The 21234-nt window shown below is 75.8% G+C and carries 20 protein-coding genes; 12 read left to right on the forward strand and 8 right to left on the reverse strand.

Annotation, left to right across the window (positions count from 1 at the left end; translation table 11 throughout):
* Positions 1–35 precede the first annotated feature (35 nt).
* Positions 36–2060, reverse strand: a complete 2025-nt coding sequence (locus BD833_RS22995) for a transcriptional regulator (RefSeq protein WP_166533278.1) — start codon at positions 2058–2060, stop codon at positions 36–38.
* 144 nt (positions 2061–2204) lie between these two features.
* Here BD833_RS22995 and BD833_RS11615 point away from each other — a divergent pair, with 144 nt between their 5' ends.
* Positions 2205–2567 carry a cupin domain-containing protein gene (locus BD833_RS11615; protein WP_166533279.1) on the forward strand — a complete coding sequence of 121 codons (363 nt, stop codon included), beginning with the start codon at positions 2205–2207 and terminating at the stop codon, positions 2565–2567.
* 121 nt (positions 2568–2688) lie between these two features.
* Here the strand turns inward: BD833_RS11615 and BD833_RS11620 are convergent, their stop codons facing one another.
* Both BD833_RS11620 and BD833_RS11625 read right to left on the reverse strand, forming a co-directional pair.
* Positions 2689–2844 (reverse strand): DUF6131 family protein, encoded by a 156-nt coding sequence (locus BD833_RS11620; RefSeq protein ID WP_166533280.1) that lies wholly within the window; start codon positions 2842–2844, stop codon positions 2689–2691.
* 140 nt (positions 2845–2984) lie between these two features.
* A complete protein-coding gene (locus tag BD833_RS11625; protein ID WP_166533281.1) occupies positions 2985–3698 on the reverse strand; it encodes an NUDIX hydrolase in 714 nt (237 codons plus the stop codon).
* A 62-nt stretch (positions 3699–3760) separates the two neighbouring features.
* Between BD833_RS11625 and nadA the strand changes: the two genes are divergently transcribed.
* The 3 genes from nadA to nadC are packed head-to-tail and all read left to right on the forward strand — an operon-like array spanning position 3761 to position 7352.
* Positions 3761–4774 carry a quinolinate synthase NadA gene (gene nadA / locus BD833_RS11630; RefSeq protein WP_166533282.1) on the forward strand — a complete coding sequence of 338 codons (1014 nt, stop codon included), beginning with the start codon at positions 3761–3763 and terminating at the stop codon, positions 4772–4774.
* Complete coding sequence (locus BD833_RS11635; protein ID WP_166533283.1) at positions 4771–6462, forward strand: L-aspartate oxidase; 1692 nt, start codon at positions 4771–4773, stop codon at positions 6460–6462. The genes nadA and BD833_RS11635 overlap by 4 nt, the downstream gene beginning before the upstream one ends.
* Positions 6459–7352 carry a carboxylating nicotinate-nucleotide diphosphorylase gene (nadC, locus tag BD833_RS11640; protein WP_166533284.1) on the forward strand — a complete coding sequence of 298 codons (894 nt, stop codon included), beginning with the start codon at positions 6459–6461 and terminating at the stop codon, positions 7350–7352. The genes BD833_RS11635 and nadC overlap by 4 nt, the downstream gene beginning before the upstream one ends.
* 65 nt (positions 7353–7417) lie before the next feature.
* On the opposite strand, the gene BD833_RS11645 is transcribed toward nadC, so the two are convergent.
* Positions 7418–7603 carry a hypothetical protein gene (locus BD833_RS11645; protein ID WP_166533285.1) on the reverse strand — a complete coding sequence of 62 codons (186 nt, stop codon included), beginning with the start codon at positions 7601–7603 and terminating at the stop codon, positions 7418–7420.
* 191 nt (positions 7604–7794) lie between these two features.
* The gene (locus BD833_RS11650; RefSeq protein WP_208092604.1) at positions 7795–8829 is read right to left on the reverse strand and encodes an LLM class flavin-dependent oxidoreductase; all 1035 of its coding nucleotides are present in this window, start codon (positions 8827–8829) and stop codon (positions 7795–7797) included.
* Positions 8830–9028: 199 nt separating this feature from the next.
* Between BD833_RS11650 and BD833_RS11655 the strand changes: the two genes are divergently transcribed.
* Positions 9029–10957 (forward strand): putative bifunctional diguanylate cyclase/phosphodiesterase, encoded by a 1929-nt coding sequence (locus BD833_RS11655; protein WP_243737604.1) that lies wholly within the window; start codon positions 9029–9031, stop codon positions 10955–10957.
* A gap of 72 nt (positions 10958–11029) precedes the next feature.
* On the opposite strand, the gene BD833_RS11660 is transcribed toward BD833_RS11655, so the two are convergent.
* From BD833_RS11660 to BD833_RS11670, 3 genes are read right to left on the reverse strand one after another with little or no spacing between them, the layout of a single operon-like run.
* Complete coding sequence (locus BD833_RS11660) at positions 11030–11836, reverse strand: SGNH/GDSL hydrolase family protein (RefSeq protein WP_166533286.1); 807 nt, start codon at positions 11834–11836, stop codon at positions 11030–11032.
* A 46-nt stretch (positions 11837–11882) separates the two neighbouring features.
* Positions 11883–12848, reverse strand: a complete 966-nt coding sequence (locus tag BD833_RS11665; RefSeq protein WP_166533287.1) for an epimerase — start codon at positions 12846–12848, stop codon at positions 11883–11885.
* A 35-nt stretch (positions 12849–12883) separates the two neighbouring features.
* Entirely contained in the window at positions 12884–14305 is a 1422-nt protein-coding gene (locus BD833_RS11670; protein ID WP_166533288.1) for a dihydrolipoyl dehydrogenase family protein, read from the reverse strand.
* 35 nt (positions 14306–14340) lie between these two features.
* On the opposite strand from BD833_RS11670, the gene BD833_RS11675 reads away from it, so the two are divergent.
* From BD833_RS11675 to bla, 7 genes are all read left to right on the forward strand, one after another.
* Positions 14341–14853 carry a flavin reductase family protein gene (locus tag BD833_RS11675; RefSeq protein WP_166533289.1) on the forward strand — a complete coding sequence of 171 codons (513 nt, stop codon included), beginning with the start codon at positions 14341–14343 and terminating at the stop codon, positions 14851–14853.
* A gap of 127 nt (positions 14854–14980) precedes the next feature.
* Positions 14981–16609 (forward strand): thiamine pyrophosphate-binding protein, encoded by a 1629-nt coding sequence (locus BD833_RS11680; RefSeq protein ID WP_166533290.1) that lies wholly within the window; start codon positions 14981–14983, stop codon positions 16607–16609.
* Positions 16610–16775: 166 nt separating this feature from the next.
* Positions 16776–17294: a sigma-70 family RNA polymerase sigma factor gene (locus BD833_RS11685; protein ID WP_243737605.1), complete on the forward strand. Its 519-nt coding sequence runs from the start codon at positions 16776–16778 to the stop codon at positions 17292–17294.
* Complete coding sequence (locus BD833_RS11690; RefSeq protein ID WP_166533292.1) at positions 17278–18366, forward strand: hypothetical protein; 1089 nt, start codon at positions 17278–17280, stop codon at positions 18364–18366. The genes BD833_RS11685 and BD833_RS11690 overlap by 17 nt, the downstream gene beginning before the upstream one ends.
* Before the next feature lie 19 nt (positions 18367–18385).
* Entirely contained in the window at positions 18386–19465 is a 1080-nt protein-coding gene (locus BD833_RS11695) for an ABC transporter ATP-binding protein (RefSeq protein ID WP_243737606.1), read from the forward strand.
* A complete protein-coding gene (locus BD833_RS11700; protein ID WP_166533293.1) occupies positions 19462–20307 on the forward strand; it encodes an ABC transporter permease in 846 nt (281 codons plus the stop codon). The genes BD833_RS11695 and BD833_RS11700 overlap by 4 nt, the downstream gene beginning before the upstream one ends.
* A complete protein-coding gene (bla, locus tag BD833_RS11705) occupies positions 20250–21233 on the forward strand; it encodes a class A beta-lactamase (protein WP_424945170.1) in 984 nt (327 codons plus the stop codon). The genes BD833_RS11700 and bla overlap by 58 nt, the downstream gene beginning before the upstream one ends.
* Position 21234 lies beyond the last annotated feature (1 nt).

The following is a 21234-nucleotide window of genomic DNA, read 5'->3' on the forward strand; positions in this document are numbered from 1 at the left end:
GACGCGGGAAGCCCGTCGGTGGTCGGCTCCTCGCGTCAGAGCTCCCAGGAGGTCGGCATCCGCGGATCGGGCACGTAGCAGCAGTAGGTCCCGGTGCGGATGGTCCGCACCAGGTGGTCGGCGAACGGCGGATGGTGCTCGGCGATCCGGCAGACGGCATAGCGGAGGGACCGGCTGACGCTGGCACGGGCCCGCTCGGAGGCAGATCCCGCGACGCGGACGCGTCCCCCGAGGCCGAAGGCGCCGGCGAGTTCCCGGAGCAGGTAGTCGCGATCGGCCTGCGCCAGGGCGAGCCGCACGTCGTCGCCGAGGGCCTCGGCCTCTGCCATGTCGTCGTCGATCTCCGCCAGCCGGCGCTTGTAGGCCGCCCGAGCCTGCCCGTCGACCACGGGCCCCAGGTCTCCGCCCGGCCGCGCCGTCTCACCGGTCTCGCCCCCCACCAGGTCCAGGACGTGGAGCTCGCGGTCGGGTGCGGCCAGCAGGCGCGCCAGGTAGCGCATCCCCTTGAGGTCCCGCAGGACGACGGCGCGGCCCGCGAAGGCCACCGTCCGGATGTCCCCGTCGCGACGGAACACGCATGCCGAGGGGGTGGGCGGCGAAGGATCGGGCGCGGGAAGTCCACCCGCCAGCGGGACCCCGATGCGGGCGGCCGTCGCGCGAGCGGCGCCCTCATGCAGGTCGGCGCGCGCTGTCCGCCCCAGCAGGCGTTCGGCTTCGGCCAGGACGAGCTGTGCGACGGCGGCTTCGTAGGGGGCGCCGACGTCGCTCCAGCCGGCCACCGCCTCCTCGCACTCCCCGACAGCCGCCTCGGCGTCCCCCTCGGCGAGCAGCACCCGGCCACGCGCGAGGGCGGTCGCGGCGGACAGCGCCCGGCTGCGGTAGGTCTCGGCGATCCCCGACAGCTGACCGGTCGCCGTCCGCGCCGTCTCCACGTCCCCCGCGGCGAGGCAGATCTCGGCCTGCGCCACGAGCAGGGGCGCCCGTCGGAGCGCACCGAGCGGCGGCCACTCCTTGGACGGCACCGTGCTGGGGTGCTCGAGCGCGTCGGCGATCATCGCTGCGGCCGCCCCGACCTGGCCCTGCGCCAGCCGCAGCAGCGCCAGCCACGGCTGGGGATCCCAGCCGTGCGCGAGCGCTTCGATCAGGGCTGTCTCCGAACCGACCAGGTCGCCGGTCCGCAACCGGATCGCCCCGAGCTCGGTGAGCGGCCAGCCGAACTCCCGCCGCATCCACGGGCGCAGCTCCCGGCAGGCCTCGAGCGCCTCCTCCGTGGCCGCGGAGCAGGCGCCGCGCAGCCGCAGGATCTCGGCGCGATGCACCCGGCAGCGGCCGATGATGCCGCCGTAGGCGTGGCCCACGCGCCAGCGCTCCATGGCCTCGGTCCACTGCTCGGCCCGGTCGTACTGCGCCAGCCCCTGCATGGCGCAGATCAACTCGCAGTAGACCATCCCGGCGCCGAGGGCATCGAGTTCACCGGACACCACGCTCACGGCCGCCTCGTCCAGCAGCGCCAGCCCCGGCTCGACCGCGCCGTCCAGGATCATCAGCCGGGCGGTCGCCACCCGGCCGAGGGCGGCCGCCAGCGGGACGTCGTGACGACCTCCCAGGTCGACGGCCCGCTCTGCCCAGCGGGCAGCGGCCCTCGCGTCCCCGCACATGAACCGCTCGTAGGTATGGGTCATCGCGAGCAGGGCGTGCGTGGGCGACTCCGGCCGGTCGCCCAGCAACCGCTCGGCCCGGGCGAGCCAGCCGCGCACCGGCGCCATCAGCCCGGTGTCCATCATCAGGAACATGGCGACCGTCGTCGCAGCCGCTGCGGCGGCGACGTCGTCGTCGAGCGAGTGGCACGCCGCGCTCTGCTGTTCCCACGCCGAGATCGCGGCCTCGAACTGACCGGCTCCGTAGGCGCTGCGCCCCAGGAGGTCCAGTTCCGCCGGCGTCAGCGGCCGCTGCTGCTCAGCCTCCCGCAGCAGCCCGAGCGCCGCCGGGAAGTCCCCCCGGTCCAGCGCCGCACCGACGCGGCCGTCCACCGGGGCCTGACCGAGCCCACTCGCCGTCATCGCGCCTCCGCCACCGGGAAACCCGAGCGTAGGGGCCGACGGAGCCGGTCGACCGACCGCCGACCTCCCCGGGGGAACAACGTTTGTCCCGCCTCTCCTACGACCGGTCGATCGGCCGGTGTGGCTGAACGAGAGGACGGGACCATGAACGGCGCACTGGACGAACTCCCCATCGAGGTCCGGCAAGGCGGCATCGTCACCCGGTACGCCGAGTGGGGGGACCTGGCCGTGCGGTTCGCGCGGGTCCCCGCCGGCACCGACATGAGCCCGGTGCTCGAGGGACTGCCCGGCGACCGGTGCCCGAGCCCGCACTGGGGCCTGGTCCTGGAGGGCGCCGTGCGCCTCACCGGTGCGGACGGCGCGGAGGAGGTCACCCCGGCCGGGCACGCCTACTACTGGCCGGCCGGGCACACCGCCCGCATGGACGAGGACACGGTGTTCCTGGAGATCGGGCCGGTGGCGGCGATGCGGCAGTTCAGCGAGCACGCGAAGGCGAAGTTCGCCTGACCCACGGGCGGGTCCACCGCCCGGACGACGGCGAACCCCCGGCCGCTCGATGCAGCCGGGGGTTCGCGGTCCCACCCGTGTCGCCGTGCACGTCTCGACGAGGAGACCTGCACCGCGGGGGTCAGAAGTAGTGTTTCCGCCCCCCGACGGCACGTCCGGTCGCGCCGAGCACGTAGAGGACGGCTCCCACGACGAGGAGGATGATCCCGATCGTCCAGAGGATCGAGATCTCGAGGAAGAAGCCGAGCAAGAGCAGGATCAGGCCAAGGATGAGCACGTGCGTCTCCGTTCGGTTCCTGCAATCTGCGGTTTGCAGTCGGCGCTACGGATAGCCACCTCCACGTCCCCGCCAAACCGGCCCGCTCGACGTTCACCCGTTCGTGATCATGGGCTCTACCGCCGTCGGACGCGGTGCACTCAACGCGCGACCGGTGGCTTCAGCACGGCGAAGGGGTCGGTCACCTCGAGGGTGGTCGTGACGAAGCGGTAGAGCGCGGCCGGCCGGCCACCCGCGCGGCCGGGCGCCGCCATCTCACCGGTCGGCTCCAGCACGCCGCGCCGCAGCAGCACCCGCTGCAGGTTCGTGGCGGTCACCTCGTAGCCCAGCGCGGCCACGTAGATCTCCCGCAGCTCCGCGATGGAGAACACCGGCGGCGCCAGGGCGAACGCCACGTTGGTGTAGGACAGCTTGGCCCGCAGCCGCTCCAGCGCCGAGGCCACGATCGAGCCGTGGTCGAACGCCGTCTCCGGCAGCGCGTTGACGGGGTGCCAGGCGGTGTCGTCGGGCAGCACCGGATCGAGGTCGCCGGGGATCAGCCCCAGGTACGCGGTGGCCACCGTTCGGGCGCGCGGATCGCGGTGCGGATCGCTCCGGGTCTCCAGCTGCTCGAGGTGCGCCAGCTGCGCCACCTCCACCTTCGACGCCAGCTGCCGGCCGACCGAGGCGCCGAGGGTCTCCTCCGGCAGCAGCGGCCCGCCGGGCAGCGCCCAGGTGCCGGCGAAGGGGTCCTTCGCGCGCCGCCACAGCATCCCGTGCAGCCGGCCGGCGCGGACCTGGAGCACCACGGCCAGGGCCTGGTGCGGATAGGCCGGCCGTTCCGGCGAGGACCACACGGACGTCACGGAACCCATGCTAGGTTTTGTCCGCGAGGTTTTCGCCTCTCGGTCAGAAACCCACTCCTCCGGAGGTCCCCGTGACCGCAACGCTCCCCGCCCCGCCCGCCGCGCAGTGGACGCCGGAGCAGTGGCAGGACTGGCGCGACGAGGTGCGCCGGCTCGCCGCCGAGCGGGACGCCGTCGTCCTGGCGCACAACTACCAGGCCGCCGAGATCCAGGACGTCGCCGACCACGTGGGCGACTCCCTCGCCCTGTCGCGGATCGCCGCGGGCAGCAGCGCGGGCACGATCGTCTTCGCCGGCGTCCACTTCATGGCCGAGACGGCGAAGATCCTCAGCCCGGAGAAGACCGTGCTGGTCCCCGACGCCGCCGCCGGCTGCTCGCTGGCCGACACCATCACCGCCGACCAGTTGCGCGCGTGGAAGGCCGAGCACCCCGGCGCCGCCGTCGTCTCCTACGTCAACACCACCGCCGAGGTGAAGGCCGAGACCGACGTCTGCTGCACCTCCTCCAACGCCGTCGAGGTCGTGAACTCGATCCCGGCCGACCGCGAGGTGCTCTTCCTCCCCGACCAGTTCCTCGGCGCGCACGTCCAGCGGGTCACCGGGCGGCAGAACATGCGCATCTGGATGGGCGAGTGCCACGTGCACGCCGGCATCTCCCCCACCGACCTCCGGGCCAGCGTCGAGGCCGCCCCCGACGCCGAGCTGCTCGTGCACCCCGAGTGCGGCTGCGCGACCAGTGCGCTGTGGATGGTGTCCGACGGTCAGCTGCCGACCGAGCGGGTGCACATCCTCTCCACCGGCGGGATGCTCGACGAGGCCCGCCGGACGACGGCGAAGCGCGTCCTGGTCGCCACCGAGATCGGCATGCTGCACCAGCTCCGACAGGCCAACCCGACGACGTCGTTCGAGCCGGTCAACTCCCGCGCCGCCTGCCCCTACATGAAGATGTCGACGCCGGAGAAGCTGCTGCGCGCGCTCCGCGAGGGCCGCGACGAGGTGACCGTCGACCCGGAGGTCGCCGCCCGCGCCCGCTCGGCCGTCGAGGCGATGATCGCCCTCGGCACCCCCTCCCTGGTCGGCGAGTGACGCCGGGGCTCCGCCGGGCGGCGCCGGTCGTCGTCCCGGCCCTGCCCCTCCCGGAGGCCGGCTGGTCCCGCACCACCGACGTGGTGGTCGTGGGCAGCGGGGCCGCCGGGCTGATGACCGCGCTGGCGCTGGCCGCGGCCGGGCGGCGGGTCACCGTCGTCACCAAGGGCGCGCTCGGCGACGGCAGCACCCGCTGGGCCCAGGGCGGGCTCGCCGCCGTCCTGGGTGCCGACGACGACCCCGCCCTGCACCTGCAGGACACGCTCACCGCCGGGGCCGGGCTCTGCGACGAGGCGGCCGCCGCGACGCTGGTCGCCGACGCGCCCGCCGCCATCCGGCTGCTGCGGGAGCTCGGCGCGCGGCTGGACCTGGACGGGCACGGCCGCCCGGCGCTGACCCGGGAGGGCGGGCACAGCCGCGACCGGATCGTGCACGCCGGCGGAGACGCCAGCGGCGCCGAGGTCACCCGCACCCTGGTCGAGGCGCTGGCCGCCACCGGCGTCGAGGTGCTCGAGCGCACGGTGGCGCTCGACGCCCTGCGCACCCCTGACGGCGAGGTGGGCGGGCTGCGCGTGGCCCGCGTCGCCGTCGACGGCGCGCTGACCGACGCCGGCGACCTGCGCGCGCACGCCGTCGTCCTGGCGACCGGCGGGTACGGGCAGGTGTACGCCGCCGCGACCAGTCCGGCCGGCGCGACCGGCGACGGCCTGGCCCTGGCGCTGCGGGCCGGCGCCGAGGTGGCCGACGTCGAGATGGTGCAGTTCCACCCGACCGTCCTGTGGCAGGGGCCGGGGGCGACCGGCCAGCAGGTGCTGATCAGCGAGGCGGTGCGCGGCGAGGGCGCCGTGCTGGTCGACCGCGCCGGACGGCGGATCATGGCCGGCGTCCACCCGCTGGCCGACCTGGCGCCGCGCGACGTCGTCTCGGCGACGATCGCGGCGCACCTGGCCGCCACCGGCGACGACTGCGTCCTGCTCGACGCGACGGCGCTCGGCACGGACTTCCTGGAGCGCCGCTTCCCCGGCATCCTGCGCGCCTGCCGGGCGGCCGGGTTCGACCCGGCCACCGAACCGGTGCCGGTCGCGCCGGGCGCGCACTACACGTGTGGCGGGGTGCTCGCCGACCTGGACGGGCGCACCGGCGTCCCGGGGCTGTTCGCCGTCGGGGAGGTCGCCTGCACCGGGGTGCACGGCGCCAATCGGCTGGCGTCGAACTCGGTGACCGAGGGCCTGGTGGCCGCCCGCCGCTGCGCCGCGCTGCTCGACGCGGAGCTGCCCACGGACGCTCCCGCCGCCGGCGTCGCTCCCCCGACCGGGGCGGCCGTCGACCCCGCCGGCCGGACGGCGATCGGCCGCGCCACCAGCCGGTACGCGGGCGTCGTGCGCACCGCCGAAGGGCTCACCCGGCTGGACGAGCTGCTCGCCGCGGTGGACCGGCTGCCCGCAGGAGCACCGCTGGACCTGGCCGCCGTCGAGGCCACCGCCGTGCACACCGTCGCCGTTCTGCTGGCGACCGCCGCCCGCACCCGCCGGGAGAGCCGGGGCTGCCACCGGCGCGCCGACGCGCCCGGCGCGCGGCCCGAGTGGCAGGTCCGGCTGGCCTGCCGGGCCGACGCCACGGGCCGCCTGCACCTGCGCACCGTGCCGCTGACCGCGGCCGGCACCGACCGGACCCGGGGAGTGGCATGACCGAGTGGTTCCCGCTGCGCGATGCGCTCGCCGATGCCCTGCGCGACGGGGGGCTGGACCCGGCCGCGGTGGAGCTCGTGGTGCGCCGCGCCCTCGACGAGGACCTGGCGCTGGGCCCCGACGTCACCACCCTGGCCACCGTGCCCGAGGGCGCCCGCGCCACCGGCGACATCACGCCGCGCTCCCCCGGGGTGCTGGCCGGCCTGCCGGTGGCCGCGGCGGTGCTCGAGCTGGTCGGCGGGCACGAGGTCGAGGTGTCGCTGCACGCGGCCGACGGCATGGCGGCGCGGACGGGCTCGCCGGCACTGACCGTTTCCGGTCCGACGCGGTCGCTGCTGACCGCCGAGCGGACCGCGCTCAACCTGGTCTGCCACCTGTCGGGAATCGCCACGCTGACGCGGCGGTGGGTGGACGCGGTGGCCGGCACGGACGCGGGGATCCGGGACACCCGCAAGACCACGCCGGGGCTGCGGGCGCTGGAGAAGTACGCGGTGCGCTGCGGCGGCGGGGTCAACCACCGGATGGCCCTGGGCGACGCGGCGCTGGTGAAGGACAACCACGTCGCCGCCGCCGGGGGCATCGCCGCCGCCGTCGCGGCGGTGCGGGCGCACGCGCCGGAGATCTCGCTCGAGGTCGAGTGCGACACCCTCGACCAGGTGCGCGAGGCGATCGACGCCGGGGTCGCGCTGGTGCTGCTGGACAACTTCTCCCTCGCCGACACCCGGGCGGCCGTCGAGCTGGCGCGGCCGGCCGGGGTGCGCCTGGAGGCCAGCGGCGGGCTGACCCTCGACCGCGCGGCAGAGGTCGCCGCGACCGGCGTCGACTACCTGGCCGTCGGGGCGCTCACCCACAGCGCCCCGGTGCTGGACCTGGGCTTCGACCTGCGCTGACCGCTCTGGGGGTGTTGTCCGCGCTCCGGGAGTTCTGCAGGAGGAGCAGAGCGCGAGCAACACCCCTAGAGCGGACCGTGAACCGGGTGCTCGGCGAGGAACCGCTGCACCCGGCGGGCGTCCCGCCGCACCTGCACCTCGGCGGCTCCCACGGCCACCGCCATGAGGGCGACGAGGACGAGCCGCACGGTGCCGGGCATGACGACCTGCTGCCCCACGAAGATCAGCAGGAAGCCGCTCGGGACGGCCATGGGCGCCCGGCGGGCCAGGAGCAGGCGGGCCGCGTTGCGGGTGAGCGTCGGACGCGCCGGATCCCGACATCGGCGTCGGCCCGAGGTCCCCCGGCGGCCCCAGGCATAGGAGGCTTTACCTACGGATCCGGGCCGCAATGCATAGGTAGAGCTTCCTATGCCCCAGGTGCGGCGGCGGGTCGGGCGGGGCGCTACCGCTGGTCCGGGTGCACCCAGCCGATCGCGGGCGCGACCTGCTCGACGATCGTGCGCAGCAGGTGCGCGTTGTAGTCGACCCCGAGCATGTTCGGGACGGTGAGCAGCAGGCTGTCGGCCTCCCGGACGGCGGCGTCCTTGGCCAGCTCCTCGGCGAGGACGTCGGGGACGCCGGTGTAGCTCTTGCCGAACCGGGCGCGCACCCCCTCGAGGATGCCGACCTGGTCCTCGCCCTCCCGGCCGCCGCCGAAGTACTGCCGGTCGGTGTCGGTGACGATCGGCAGCACGCTGCGGCTGACCGACACCCGCGGCTCGCGCTCCCAGCCGGCCTCGGCCCAGGCGGCGCGGTACCGGGCGATCTGCTCGGCCTGCAGCTCGTCGAAGGGCACGCCGGTGTCCTCGACCAGCAGCGTGGAGCTCATCAGGTTCAGCCCCTGCCGCGCCGTCCACTCCCCCGTCGCCCGGGTGCCCGAGCCCCACCAGATGCGCTCGGCCAGGCCGGGCGACTGCGGCTGGATCGGCAGCTTCACGCTGCCGCCGCCGGCCATCCGCGGGTCGGCGTCCACGAGCGGCCGGCCGGAGATGGCGGCCATGAACAGCGCCGTCTTCTGCCGCGCCAGGTCGGCGTCGCTGCTGCCTTCGGCGGGCACGTAGCCGAAGGCCTCCGAGCCGCGCAGCGCCGTCTCCGGTGATCCCCGGCTGACCCCGAGCTGGAGCCGGCCGTCGGCGAGCAGGTCGGTCGCGGCCGCCTCCTCCGCCATGTACAGCGGGTTCTCGTAGCGCATGTCGATGACGCCGGTGCCCAGCTCGATCCGAGAGGTCCGCGCCGCCATGGCCGCCAGCAGCGGGAACGGGGAGGCGAGCTGGCGGGCGAAGTGGTGCACCCGCACGTAGGCGCCGTCCAGACCCATCTCCTCGGCGGCCACCGCCAGCTCCACGCTCTGCACGAGGGCGTCCCGCCCGGTGCGCACCTGCGACCCGGGAATGGGCTGCCAGTGCCCGAAGGACAGGAACCCGATCCGCTTCTCCACGACTGCATCCCTCTCGTCGATGTCTGCTCCAGCAGCGCTCGGCGAGCACCCCGGATTCCCGGCGGGTATGGCAGTTCACCGGAGCGGGCGCGACCGGTGTGACGCGTGAGCCTTGATGCCACACACTGTGACGGGCTGATCACGACTCTCCGTGAACCGGTTCCGTCACTTCTCGCCTGCGATGCGTGACGCTGTCCCGGTGAGCCTTCCCGCACCCGACATGCCCCGGCCCCCGGGCACGCCCGGCGGCTCGGCCGGGCAGCGCTTGCGGGCCATCGACACGCTGCTCGCCGATCGCGGTCAGCTGTTCCAGGCACTGTTCCTGTCGGCCCCGATCGCCAAGGCCCTCGTCGCCCTCGACGGACACGTGCTGGTCGCCAATCCGCGCATGTGCGCGCTCACCGGCCGGACCGCCGAGAGCCTCAGCGGCCGGCACATCGACCTGCTCGCCCACCCCGACGACCCGCCGGTCGGCGACCTCGGCCTCGAGCCGGCCCCCGGGGAGCCCGCGCTCGACCCGAACCTGCTCCTGGACGGCGAGCGCCGGCTGCGCCGCTCCGACGGCACCGAGCTGTGGGTCGTCCAGTCCCACGAGGTGGTCCGGCAGAACAACGGGACGCCGCAGTTCGTCGTCCTCTCGCTGGTCGACGTCACCGACCGCCGCCGCGCCGAGGAGGACGCCGTCCGCCGGGCGTTCACCGACCCGCTGACCGGCCTGCCCAACCGGCGCGCGCTCACCGACCGGCTGCGGCACGCCGTGGCGCTGTCCCGCCGCCGGGGCCTCCAGGTGGGCCTGGTGCACCTGAACATCGACCGCTTCCAGGCGGTCAACGAGGCCCTGGGTCACGAGGCCGGCGACCTGCTGCTCAGCCAGTTCGCCGACCGGCTGCGCTGGAGCACCCGCGTCGAGGACACCGCCGTGCGGCTGGGCGCCGACGAGTTCCTCGTGGTCGCCGAGGACGTCGAGGACCTCGACGGCCTGCGCGCCCTGGCCGACCGGCTGCTGAGCGTGCTCGACGAGCCGTTCGTGGTCAGCGACCGGGAGATCACCCTCTCGGCCAGCGTGGGGCTCACCCTCGGCGCCGACATGACCCCCGACGACCTGCTCCGCCAGGCGCAGAGCGCGCTGACCCGGGCCAAGGCCGACGGCCAGCGCGCCCGGATCGGGGTGCACGAGGGGGCGCTCTCCCGCAGCGAGGTCGACGCCCTCCAGCTGGAGACCGAGCTCCGGCACGCCCTGGACAACGACGAGCTGCGGCTGTTCTACCAGCCCATCGTCGCGCTGGCCGACGAGACGCTGCTGGGCTACGAGGCGCTGATCCGCTGGCAGCACCCGACCCGCGGGCTGCTCCCGCCCGGCGCCTTCCTGGACGTCGCAGAGAACAACCGGCTGACCTCCAAGCTCGGCGCGTGGGTGCTCCGCCGCGCCTGCCTCGACGCCGCCACCTGGCCCGAGGACCTGCGGGTGCACGTCAACGTCTCCGCGCGGCACCTCGGCGAGGACGGGTTCAGCGAGCTGGTCACCGCCGCGCTCGAGGAGTCGGGGCTCCCCCCGCACCGGCTCGAGCTGGAGATCACCGAGTCGACCGCGCTGTTCGCCGCCGAGGCCACGCTGCACGCCGTCGCCGTCGTCACCGACCAGGGCGTCACCCTCGCGCTTGACGACTTCGGCACCGGCTACTCGGCGATCACCGCGCTGCACCGGCTGCCCATCCACACCGTCAAGATCGACCGGTCGTTCGTCGCCGACGTCGTCACCCAGCCCTCGACCGCCGCGCTGGTGCACGGGCTGCTGCAGCTCGGCCGCGGCATGGGGCTGCAGGTGATCGCCGAGGGCATCGAGGACCTCGACCAGGCCGCCTGGCTGCTCGACCACGGGTGCGCGATGGCCCAGGGCTACGCCTTCGGCCGCCCGGCGCCGCTGCCCAGCCCCGCCGAGGTGCTCATCGGCGAGGTCACCCAGGCACCCGCCGAGGACGTCGCCGGCGAGCTGCTACCCGAGCCGCCGGCGCCGCCCGCGCTGCCCCGCCAGCGGAGGCCCTCGGTCCCCGAGGCGCAGGACCTAGCCGACACCGGCCGGCTGCACGGCCGCACGCTGTTCGACGAGCTGGCCGACCCCGACCAGTGAGCGGCCTGGCCTTTCGTGCACGGAAGGTGGCCACCCGCTCCGGATGACGACCGTTCGTGCACGAACGGCGGGTCAGCGTCGAGGGAGGACCAGCGGCACCGGGCGCTTGGCGGCCCGGCCGTCGCCGGAGGACCGCCCGCGCAGCCGCCGGCCGATCCACGGCGCGACGAAGCCGCGCACCCACGCGGCCTCCTCCGCCAGGGCCACCCGCAGCTCGCGCGGCGGCTGCGGCGGGAGCGGCGTCCGCCAGTCCTCGCCGTCGGCCCCGGGCAGGCCCAGCGCCGCCGCGGCGGCCAGCGCGGTGCGGCGGTGCCCCTCGTCGGTCAGGTGGATGCGGTCGGAGTCCCACATCCGCCAGTCCTGGATCCAGGCCGCGCCCCACTGGTCGAGGACGGCGGCGCCGGTGCGGGCCGCGACCGACCAGAGGTTGGCGTTGAAGATCGCCACCTTGCCGCGGGTGCGGCGCAGGATCGGCGTCTGCCGCGGGTCGACGCCGGTGGCCAGCAGCACGTCGGCACCGGCCTCCCGGAACCGGACGACGGCGCCCTCCAGCTGGGCGGCCAGCTCGTCGGGGTCGGTGCCGGGGCGCAGCAGGTCGTTGCCACCCGCGACCAGGCTCACCAGGTCCGGCTGCGCGTCCAGCGCGACGGGCACCTGCTCGTCGAGCACCTGGGGCAGCAGCCGGCCGCGGATCGCCAGGTTCGCGTACTCGACGTCGCCGTGCGGCGCGGCGGCCGCGAGGTGCTCGGCCAGCCGGTCGGCCCAACCGCGGAACTCCCCGGGGCGGTCGGGGGCGGGGTCGCTCAGGCCCTCGGTGAACGAGTCGCCGAGGGCGATGTAGCGGTGCCAGGAGGAGCGGGACGAGCGGTCGAACTGCACGGGCCCACTCCAGCACGGCCATCCGCACCGCCATAGGCGGGGTGGATCAGCGCCGCCGCGCCTGCGCGACCAGGTCAGCGGCCGCGGCGTCCCAGCGCGGATGCGCGAACTCGAAGCCGGCGTCGAGCAACCGGCCAGGCACCACCCGGCGGCTCTTGAGCAGCAGCTCGGTGTCGGTGCGCAGGACGACGGCGCCGAGCTCGGCCATGAGGCGCGTCGCGGGCAGGCCCGGCCGCCCGCCCCAGGCCCGGCGCAGCGACCGCATGAACTCGCGCTGCGGCAGGGGTTCGGGCGCGGCGAGGTTGACCGGCCCGTCGAGGTCGTCGCGCTCGAGCAGCAGCTCGACCGCACGCACGAAGTCCTCGCCGTGGATCCACGACACGTGCTGCCGGCCGCCCGCGACCGGCCCGCCGAGCCCGAGCCGCGCCATCCACGAGAGGTAGTCGAAGACCCCGCCGCGGTCGGCGCTCATCACCATCGCCGTGCGCAGCGCGACCCGGCGCGTCCCCGGGACGTCGGCCGCGGCCTGCGCGTCCTCCCACCGGCGGGCGATGCGCACGCTGTACTCCCAGTACAGCGGCACGTCGGGCTCCTCACCGCCGATGACCCCGGTCGCCTCGTCGTGCGCGGGCTCTCCGGGGCGGCTGCGCGCGTCGGCGTAGATGGTGGCGGTGCTCATCTGGAGCCACACCGCCGGCGGCCGCGCCGCACGCCCGATCGCCTCCCCGACCACCCGCGTCGAGTCGACCCGCGAGCTCATCATTTGGCGCAGGTTGGTGTCGGTGTACCGGCAGCTCACCGTGCGGCCGGCCAGGTTGACCACCGCGTCGGCGCCGTCGAGCTCCGCCGCCCACGGGCCCAGGGTCCGCCCGTCCCACCGGACGTGCCGGACGCCGTCCTCCAGCTCCTCGGGTCGGCGGCTCAGGACGACGACCTCGTCGCCGCGCTCCGCCAGTGCCCGCCGCAGCAGGCCACCGACCTGCCCGGTACCGCCGGGGAGGACGATCTTCACCCCGCGACCCTAGTGCTCCCCGGCGAGCGCCCGGGTCAGCCGCGGTAGGTCTCCAGCAGCCGCAGCCAGATCTCGCTGATCGTCGGGTAGGCGGGGACGGCGTGCCAGAGCCGCGCGATCGGCACCTCCCCGACCACGGCGATGGTCGCCGCGTGCAGCAGCTCGGCCACGCCCGGGCCGATGAACGTGACGCCGAGCAGCACCTCGCGCTGCGTGTCCACGACGGCGATCGCCGTCCCCTCGTAGCCGTCGGCGAACACCGAGGCGCCCGCGATGCTGCCGATCGGGTACTCGACGACGCGGTGCGGGAGGCCGGCCTCCGCCGCCTCGGCCGCGGTGCGCCCCACGCTGGCGACCTGCGGCGAGGTGAAGACCACCGACGGCGTCGCGACGTCGTCGGCGGTGGCCACGAACGGCGACCACGCGTCGGTGGCCACCTGCTCCTCCCGGGCGCGCGCCACGATCGCCGCACCCGCCTGCCGCGCCTGGTACTTGCCCATGTGGGTGAGCTGGCTGCGCCCGTTCACGTCGCCGACGCCGTAGAGCCAGGAGCGGCCCTCGACCCGCAGCGTGGCGTCGACGGAGAGGTACTCCCCCGGCTCCAGGCCGACGGTCTCCACCCCGATGTCGGCGGTGCGGGCCGCCCGGCCGATCGCCACCAGCACCTCGTCCCCGCGGACCTCGCCGTCGGCCGTCGTCAGCACCACCTCGGTGCCCTCCCGGCGGGCCGCGCGCACCTCCGTGCCCAGCCGCACGTCGACGCCGGCCTTCCGCAGCGACTCGGCGACCGCATCGCCGGCCTGCGGCTCCAGGCGCGGCAGCAGCCGATCGCCGCGCTGCAGCACGGTCACCTGCGAGCCGAGCGCCTGCCAGGCGGTCGCCATCTCGCAGCCGACGTAGCCGCCGCCGAGCACCAGCAGCCGCGCCGGCGCCTCCTTCGCGCTGGTCGCCTCGCGCGGCCCCCAGGCCGCGACGTCGGCCAGCCCGTCGACCGGCGGGGTCGCCGGCGAGGACCCGGTGCACACGGCCACCGCGTGCCGCGCCGTCAGCCGGGTCGTCGTCCCGTCCTCGGCGGTGACGACGACGGTGCGCTCGCCGTCGAGCCGGCCGGCGCCCCGCAGGAGGTCGATGCCGGCGCCGTGCACCCACTCGACCTGGCTCGAGTCGTCCCAGTGGTGGGTGAACTCATCGCGGCGGGCGAGGGTGGCCGCGACGTCCTGCTCCCCCGTGACCGCCTGCGCCGCGCCGTCCACGGAGCGCGCCTCGGCCAGCACCTCGGTGCCGCGCAGCAGCGTCTTGCTCGGCATGCAGGCCCAGTAGGAGCACTCGCCCCCGACCAGCTCGGGCTCGACCAGGACGGCCGACAGCCCGCCGCGCACGACGATGTCGGCGACGTTCTCCCCGGTCGACCCGGCCCCCACGACCACGACGTCGTACGTTCGCTCGGCTTCGCTCACCCGCCCATCCTGGTGGGTGTGGTCGACTGGCCGCCATGCCGGTCGACGCCCGCGAGTTCACCGCCGCCCTGGCCCAGTACGCCGCCGGGGTGTGCCTGCTGACCGTGCGGGACGACATCGACGACGTCGGGACGACGGTCAGCTCGGTCATGAGCGTGTCGGCGTCCCCGCCCCTGGTCGCCGTCGGGCTGACCGCCGGCGGGTACCCCGCCGAGGTGCTCGAGGCGGTCGGCAGCTGCGCGCTGACGGTGCTGGCCGCGCCGCACGCCATCGTGGCGTCCCGCTTCGCCTCCGCCGGCCGGCCCAGCGCCCGGCACCTGCTGGAGACGGTGCCCTGGACCCGCGCCGAGGGCAGCGGCGCCATCGTGCTGCGCGAGGCGCCGGCCGCCCTGGACTGCCGGCTGGAGCGGCTGGTGGAGGCCGGCGACCACGTGCTGGCCCTGCTGCGGGTCGAGGACGTGCCGGTGCTGAACCCCGCCGCCCCGCCCCTGCTGCGGGTGCGCGGGCGCTTCGTCGACGAGACCGGTGCCGCGGCCGGGCGCGGCTGAGCCGGCTCCGGCCGACCCGCCCGACCCGCTCGGCACGTCCGCGCAGCGCGGGAGCCCGCCGCCCCGGACAGACTGTCCCCCACGCGCCCCGATCCGACCCCGGACCGCCCGGCAGAGAGGCTCCCTGATGAGTTCGTCGCAGTCCGTCGCGAGACGGGTCCTGGAAGCGTTCGCCGCCGCCGGTGTGCAGACCGCCTTCGGGCTCCCCGGGGTGCACAACCTGTCGTTCTGGCGGGAGACCGGCCCGGGCCTGCCCCGGATCGTCGGGGTCCGGCACGAGCAGACGGCGGTCTACGCCGCCGACGGCCTCGCCCGCGCCACCGGCGGCCTCGGGGTCGCCCTGACCACGACCGGTCCCGGCGCCGCGAACGCCGCGGGGGCCTTCGGCGAGGCCGCCGCCTCGGGCACCCCGCTGGTCCTCGTGGCCAGCGAGGTGTCGACGGCGCTGACCCGCCCGGGGGTGTCCCGCGGCATCCTGCACGAGTGCCGCGACCAGGCCGGCATCTTCGAGCCCCTGGCGAAGGCGGTGTTCCGGCCGCGGACGGCGGAGGACGCGTGCGCCGCCGTCGCCGAGGCCATCCGCACGGCCATGACCAGCCCGCGGGGTCCGGTCTACGTCGACATCCCCACCGATGTGCTGAACCGGCCCGGTCCGGCCGTCCCCCCGCTCCCGATCGCCCGGGTCGCCCCGGACGACGCCGCCGTCCGGGCCCTGCACGAGCTGGTGGAGGCGTCGCCGTCGGTGGTCCTGTGGGTCGGCGGTGGCGCCGTCCAGGCCGACGCGGCCGAGGAGGTGGCGGCGCTCGCGGAGCGGCTGCAGGCGCCCGTCGTCACTACCTACACCGCCCGCGGCATCCTGCCGCCGGACTCCCCGCACCTGGTGGGGCTGCCCCCGCACGAGCCCGAGATCGCCGACCTGGTGGCCGGCGCCGACCTGCTGATCGGCATCGGCAGCGACTTCGACGGGATGATGACCCGCAACTGGTCCATGCCGTTGCCCCGGGCCATGGCCACGATCAACTGCGCGGCCGAGGATCTCACCAAGAACTACCCGTTCGACGTCGCGGTGCTCGGCGACGCCAGGGAGGCGCTGCGGGCGCTGCTCGCCCTCCCGACCGGGCCGCGGCCCGCGGGAGCCGGCCGGGTGCGCGAGGTGCGCGAGCGCTGCTGGACCCGACTGTCCGCCGATCCCCGTGCCGCGGCCGGGCTGGAGCTGCTCGGATCGCTGCACACCGCGACGCCGGAGGGCACGGTCGTCGTGGCCGACATGGCGATCCCCGGCTACTGGTTCGGCGGCTACGGCACGGTCCGGGGGCCCCGGACGCTCCAGTACCCCGTCGGCTGGGGAACGCTCGGGTACGCCCTGCCCGCCTCGGTCGGCCCCGGGGTACTCGGCGACCGGCCGGTGCTCGCCGTCTGCGGCGACGGCGGCTTCATGTTCGCCGTGGGTGAGCTGGCGACCATCGCCCAGGAGAACCTGCCGGTCACGGTCCTCGTCGTCGACGACGGCGGCTACGGCATGCTCCGCTACGACCAGGACCACGCCGGGGACGAGCACCGCGGCGTCGACCTCCTCCGCCCCGACTTCGCCGCGCTCGCCGAGTCCTTCGGCATCCCGGCGACGCGGGTCACCGGGCTCGGCGAGCCGCTGGCGAAGGCGCTGGGCGCGGCCCTGTCCAGCCGAGCGCCGCGGCTGGTCGTCACCGAGGCGACGCTGACCCCGCCGCGGACGACCTCGCCCCGGTGGGCGGAGTGACCGGCCGGCTGCCGCGGGGGCAGCGCGAGGGATCCGGCGCCGGGTGTCACATCCGCGGGCCCGGCGGTGCTATCGGTACATGGACCTCGTACGGAACGGGCGGTCGGCACCCGCGGCCGTCCTGACATTCCCCGGTCCGCTGGGCCGGGTCGGAGGGGTGGGCGACGTGCCGGCAGCAGGGTCGCGCGGTGCGGTGCGGCCCGACCTCGAGGAGGTCTTCCGCGGCAACTACCCGCGGGTGGTCGCCGTCGCCGCCCGGGTGCTGGGCTCGCGCGACTCCGCCGAGGACGTCGCCCAGGAGGTCTTCCTGTCCTTCGGCCGGTCCGCGGTGCCGGCCGAGGAGGCCGGCGGCTGGCTGACCGTCGCCGCCACCCACACCGCGCTCAACCTGCTCCGCTCGGGCCGCCGCCGCAGCGCCCGGGAGGAGCTCGCCGGGGACGGCCCGGCCGTCGTCCCCGACACCGCCGACCTCGTGATCACCCGGGACGAGCGCAGCTCGGTCCGGGCGGCGCTCGCCCGGCTGCCGCACAAGCAGGCCGCCGCCCTCGTGCTCCGGCACAGCGGGCTGAGCTACGCCGAGGTCGCCACCGCACTCGACATGTCCCCAGGAAGCGTGGGCACCACCGTGCGCCGCGCCGAATCCGTGCTGCTCAAGGAGCTGAACCGCCATGCGTCACCCGAGTGAGGGCGTGCTGCGCCGACTGGTCGACGAGCCGGCCGGCGTGACCGACGACGACCGCGCCCACGTCGCCGGCTGCCCCGACTGCCTGCGCGCGCTGGACTCCGTGCGCGCCGATGCCGACCTGGTGGGCGCCGCGCTCGCCCCGTCCGGCAGCGCGGACGCCGACGCCGCCTGGGCGCGGTTCTCCGCGACCGCATCCGCCCCGGCGGCGGCGGCCGCGCGCCGGCCGGCGGCCGCCGCCGCCCGGCGCCGGTGGAGCACGCGGATGGGCCGCCCGGCGATCGCCGCCGCCGGCGCGGTGGCGCTGCTCACCGGCGCCGGCGTGGCCGCGGCCAACGACTGGCTGCCGATCTTCTCCGCCGAGCGGGTCGACCCGGTCGCGATCACCTCCACGGACCTGGTGCAGATCCCCGACCTCTCCGCCTACGGCGACCTGGAGTTCACCCAGGCGCCGGAGCCGGAGCAGGTGGCCGACGCCGCGACCGCGCGGGAGCGGACCGGCCTCGACGTCCCCGAGGTGGGCGACCTGCCCGCGGGCGTGAGCGGCGACCCCTCGTACCTGGCCGCCGGGCAGATGAGCGCCACCTTCACCTTCTCCGCCGACAAGGCCGCCCAGGCCGCGGCCGCCGAGGGCGAGGTCCTGCCGCCGCCGCCGGCGGGGCTGGACGGCAGCCGGCTGCGGCTGCAGGCCGGTCCCGGGGTCGCGGCCGTCTGGACCCAGCCGACCGGCGTTCCCACGCTCGTCGTCGCCCGGGCCGGGGCGCCGACGGTCTACTCCTCGGGCGTGCCGTTCGAGACCGTCCGGGACTACCTCCTGTCGCTCCCCGGGCTGCCCGCCGGGCTCGCCGACCAGCTGCGCAGCCTCTCCACGGACGCGGCCACGCTGCCGCTGCCCGTGCCCGCGGAGCTGGTGACCAGCTCCACGGCCGACGTCGACGGCGCGGAGGCGACCGTGCTCACCTCGCGCGACGGGCTCTTCGCCGGAGTGGTCTGGGTGGAGGACGGCGTGCTGACCGGCGTCGCCGGCTCGCTGAGCGCCGACGAGCTGCTGTCGGTCGCCCGTGACCTCGGCTGACGCCGATACCGTCGCCCGCGTGACCTCCTCCACCACGGCCGGTGCGCTCGCCGAGCTGCCGCCGTCCCCGGCGGTCTGGTGCTCCGGGCTGCGCAAGCGGTACGGACGCCGGACCGCCGTGGACGACGTCTCCTTCTCGGTGGCCCGCGGCGAGGTGCTCGGCCTGCTGGGACCCAACGGTGCCGGCAAGACCAGCGTCATCAAGATGCTCCTGGGGCTCGTCCGCCCCGACGCCGGCGAGGTGCTGCTCCTGGGCCGCCGGTCCACCGACCCCCGGTCCCGCGCCGCGGTCGGCTACCTCCCCGAGCTGTTCCGCTACCAGCCGTGGCTCACCGCGGCCGAGGTGCTCGACCTGCACGTGAAGCTGGCCGGCGCCGACGTCGGTGCCTCCGAGCGGCGGGAGTGCCTGGCCCGGGTGGGTCTCGCGCAGCGGACCGGCGACCGGGTGGGCGGCTTCTCCAAGGGCATGCAGCAGCGGCTCGGCCTCGCCGTCGCGCTGGTCGCCCGGCCGCAGCTCGTCGTCCTCGACGAGCCCACCAGCGCGCTGGACCCGGTCGGCCGGGTCGACGTCCGCGACCTCGTGCTGGAGCTGAAGGCCCGCGGCGTGGCCGTGCTGCTCAACTCGCACCTGATCGGCGAGGTGGAGCGGGTGTGCGACCGGGTGGTGATCCTCGACGAGGGCCGGGTGGCGGCCTCGGGCACCCTGGCGGAGCTGCTGGGGCAGCGCGAGGTGCGGCTGCACCTGGCCGACGTCGACGCGCGCGCGGAGGAGCGCATGCGGGCCGCGGGGTCGCTGGCCCGCAGCGGCGACTGGTTCACCGTGGCGCTGGCGTCGGAGGACGACGGCGTCACCGTGCCGGACCTGGTGCGCGACCTGGTGGCTCTCGGCGTCCGAGTGCACGCCGTGGAGCCGGTGCGGATCAGCCTGGAGGAACGGCTGCTCGCCGTGCTGCGGCACGAGGTGCCCGGGCACCAGGAGCCCGGGCACGAGGAGCCCGCCGGCGAGGAGGCCCGCCACGTGACCGAGCTCGCGAGGTCACGCATGAGCACAGCATCGCCGAGCACGGGGCCGACGAGCGCCAGCGAGGAGGACACGTGATCGTCCTGACCATCGCCGGGCTCACCCTGCGCGAGGCGTTCCGGCGCAAGGTCGTCTGGGCGCTGCTGATCCTGACCGTGGTGCTGCTCGCGCTCAGCGGCTGGGGCTTCTCCCGGCTGATCGGCCTGGACACCGAGCTCGGCACGCTGACCAGCGGTGAGGCCCGCCTGGTCGCCTCGATGCTGATCAACCTGATCATGTTCGGCTTCAGCCTGATCGCGGCGATCGGCACGGCGTTCCTGGCCGGGCCGACCCTCGCCGGCGAGGTGGAGTCGGGGCAGGCGCTGGCGCTGCTGGCCCGGCCGGTGCGCCGGTCGTCGGTGCTGCTCGGCAAGTGGCTGGGCCTGCTCACCTTCGGCTGCGGCTACGTGGTGCTCGCCGGCCTGGCGCAGCTGCTCGTCGTGCGGGGCGTCGTCGGCTACTGGCCGCCGTCACCCGCCGGCGGGCTCGCCCTGCTCGCGGCCGAGACGATCGTGCTGCTGAGCCTGGCGCTGCTGCTGTCCAGCGTCATCTCCCCGATGGCGTCGGGCATCGTCGCGGTCGGCCTGTTCGGCGCGACCTGGGTCGCCGGTGTCGTCGGCGGCATCGGTGGCGCGCTGGGCAACGAGGGCGTGGAGCGGGTGGGCAGCGTCTCGCGGATGCTGCTGCCCACCGACGGCCTGTGGCGCGGCGCGATGAACGCCTTCCAGGACCCGTCGGCGCTGATCCAGATGGGCCCCGAGGGCGGCTTCCCGTTCCTGAGCGACGCCGCACCCACGCCGGCCTACCTCGCGTGGGCGGCGGTGTGGGTCGCGGTGGTCCTGGGGCTGACCGCGCTGTCGTTCCAGCGCCGCGACGTGTGAGGGCCGGCCGGGCGGCCGGCGCCGTCCTGCTGATCGCGCTGCTCGGCGGCTGCTCGAGCGGCGCGCCGGCGGCTCCGGCGGAGCCGGCCGGGACGTCGGCGTCCCCGGCTCCCGGGACGTCGGCCCCAGCGGCCGACGTCCCGGTCGACGTCTCGGCGGATCTCGCCCAGCTGGAGGCCGAGTTCGGCGCCCGGCTCGGGGTCTTCGCCGTCGACACCGGGACGGGGCGGACCGTGGCGCACCGCGCGGACGAGCGGTTCGCGTTCGCCTCCACGCACAAGGCGCTGTCGGCCGCCGCCGTCCTGGACCGGACGTCTCCGGCCGAGCTCGACGAGCTGGTCCCCTACGCCGCGGCCGACCTGGTCGCCCACTCGCCGGTGACCGGGCAGCACGCCGGTGCCGGGCTGCCCCTGCGCGACCTGCTGGCGGCCGCGGTCGGCCAGAGCGACAACACCGCCGCCAACCTGCTGCTCGCCCGGCTCGGCGGTCCGGTCGGTCTCGAGCGGGCGCTGCGCGAGCTGGGGGACGACGTCACCCGCGCCGACCGCACCGAGACCGAGCTGAACGAGGCGGTCCCCGGCGACGAGCGGGACACCAGCACGCCGCGGGCGCTGGCCGCGGACCTCCGGGCGTTCCTGCTCGACGGCGCGCTGGAGCCCGCGGATCGGGACCTCCTCACCGGCTGGATGCGGGACACCGTCACCGGCGCGACCCTGATCGAGGCGGGCGTGCCCGCCGGCTGGGACGTCGCGGCCAAGTCCGGCGCCGGCGGCTACGGGACCCGCAACGACATCGCCGTGGTCTGGCCTCCGGACGGCGCGCCGATCGTGCTGGCCGTCCTCTCCAGCCGGGACACCGCGGACGCCGAGCACGACGACGCGCTCGTCGCCCGCGCCGCCGCGGCGGTCGCGGATGCCCTGCGCTGAA

The sequence above is a fragment of the Blastococcus xanthinilyticus genome (assembly GCF_008124835.1).
GTDB classification, from domain to species: domain Bacteria; phylum Actinomycetota; class Actinomycetes; order Mycobacteriales; family Geodermatophilaceae; genus Blastococcus; species Blastococcus xanthinilyticus.

What these genes read in the sequence shown, in the direction of transcription:
- BD833_RS11680 (WP_166533290.1), top strand. Translation starts at nt 14,981, where the DNA reads ATGAGTTCGTCGCAGTCCGTCGCGAGACGGGTCCTGGAAGCGTTCGCC.
- nadC (WP_166533284.1), top strand. Translation starts at nt 6,459, where the DNA reads ATGACCGAGTGGTTCCCGCTGCGCGATGCGCTCGCCGATGCCCTGCGC.
- BD833_RS22995 (WP_166533278.1), bottom strand. Translation starts at nt 2,060, where the DNA reads ATGACGGCGAGTGGGCTCGGTCAGGCCCCGGTGGACGGCCGCGTCGGT.
- BD833_RS11645 (WP_166533285.1), bottom strand. Translation starts at nt 7,603, where the DNA reads ATGGCCGTCCCGAGCGGCTTCCTGCTGATCTTCGTGGGGCAGCAGGTC.
- BD833_RS11690 (WP_166533292.1), top strand. Translation starts at nt 17,278, where the DNA reads ATGCGTCACCCGAGTGAGGGCGTGCTGCGCCGACTGGTCGACGAGCCG.
- BD833_RS11615 (WP_166533279.1), top strand. Translation starts at nt 2,205, where the DNA reads ATGAACGGCGCACTGGACGAACTCCCCATCGAGGTCCGGCAAGGCGGC.
- BD833_RS11675 (WP_166533289.1), top strand. Translation starts at nt 14,341, where the DNA reads ATGCCGGTCGACGCCCGCGAGTTCACCGCCGCCCTGGCCCAGTACGCC.
- BD833_RS11625 (WP_166533281.1), bottom strand. Translation starts at nt 3,698, where the DNA reads ATGGGTTCCGTGACGTCCGTGTGGTCCTCGCCGGAACGGCCGGCCTAT.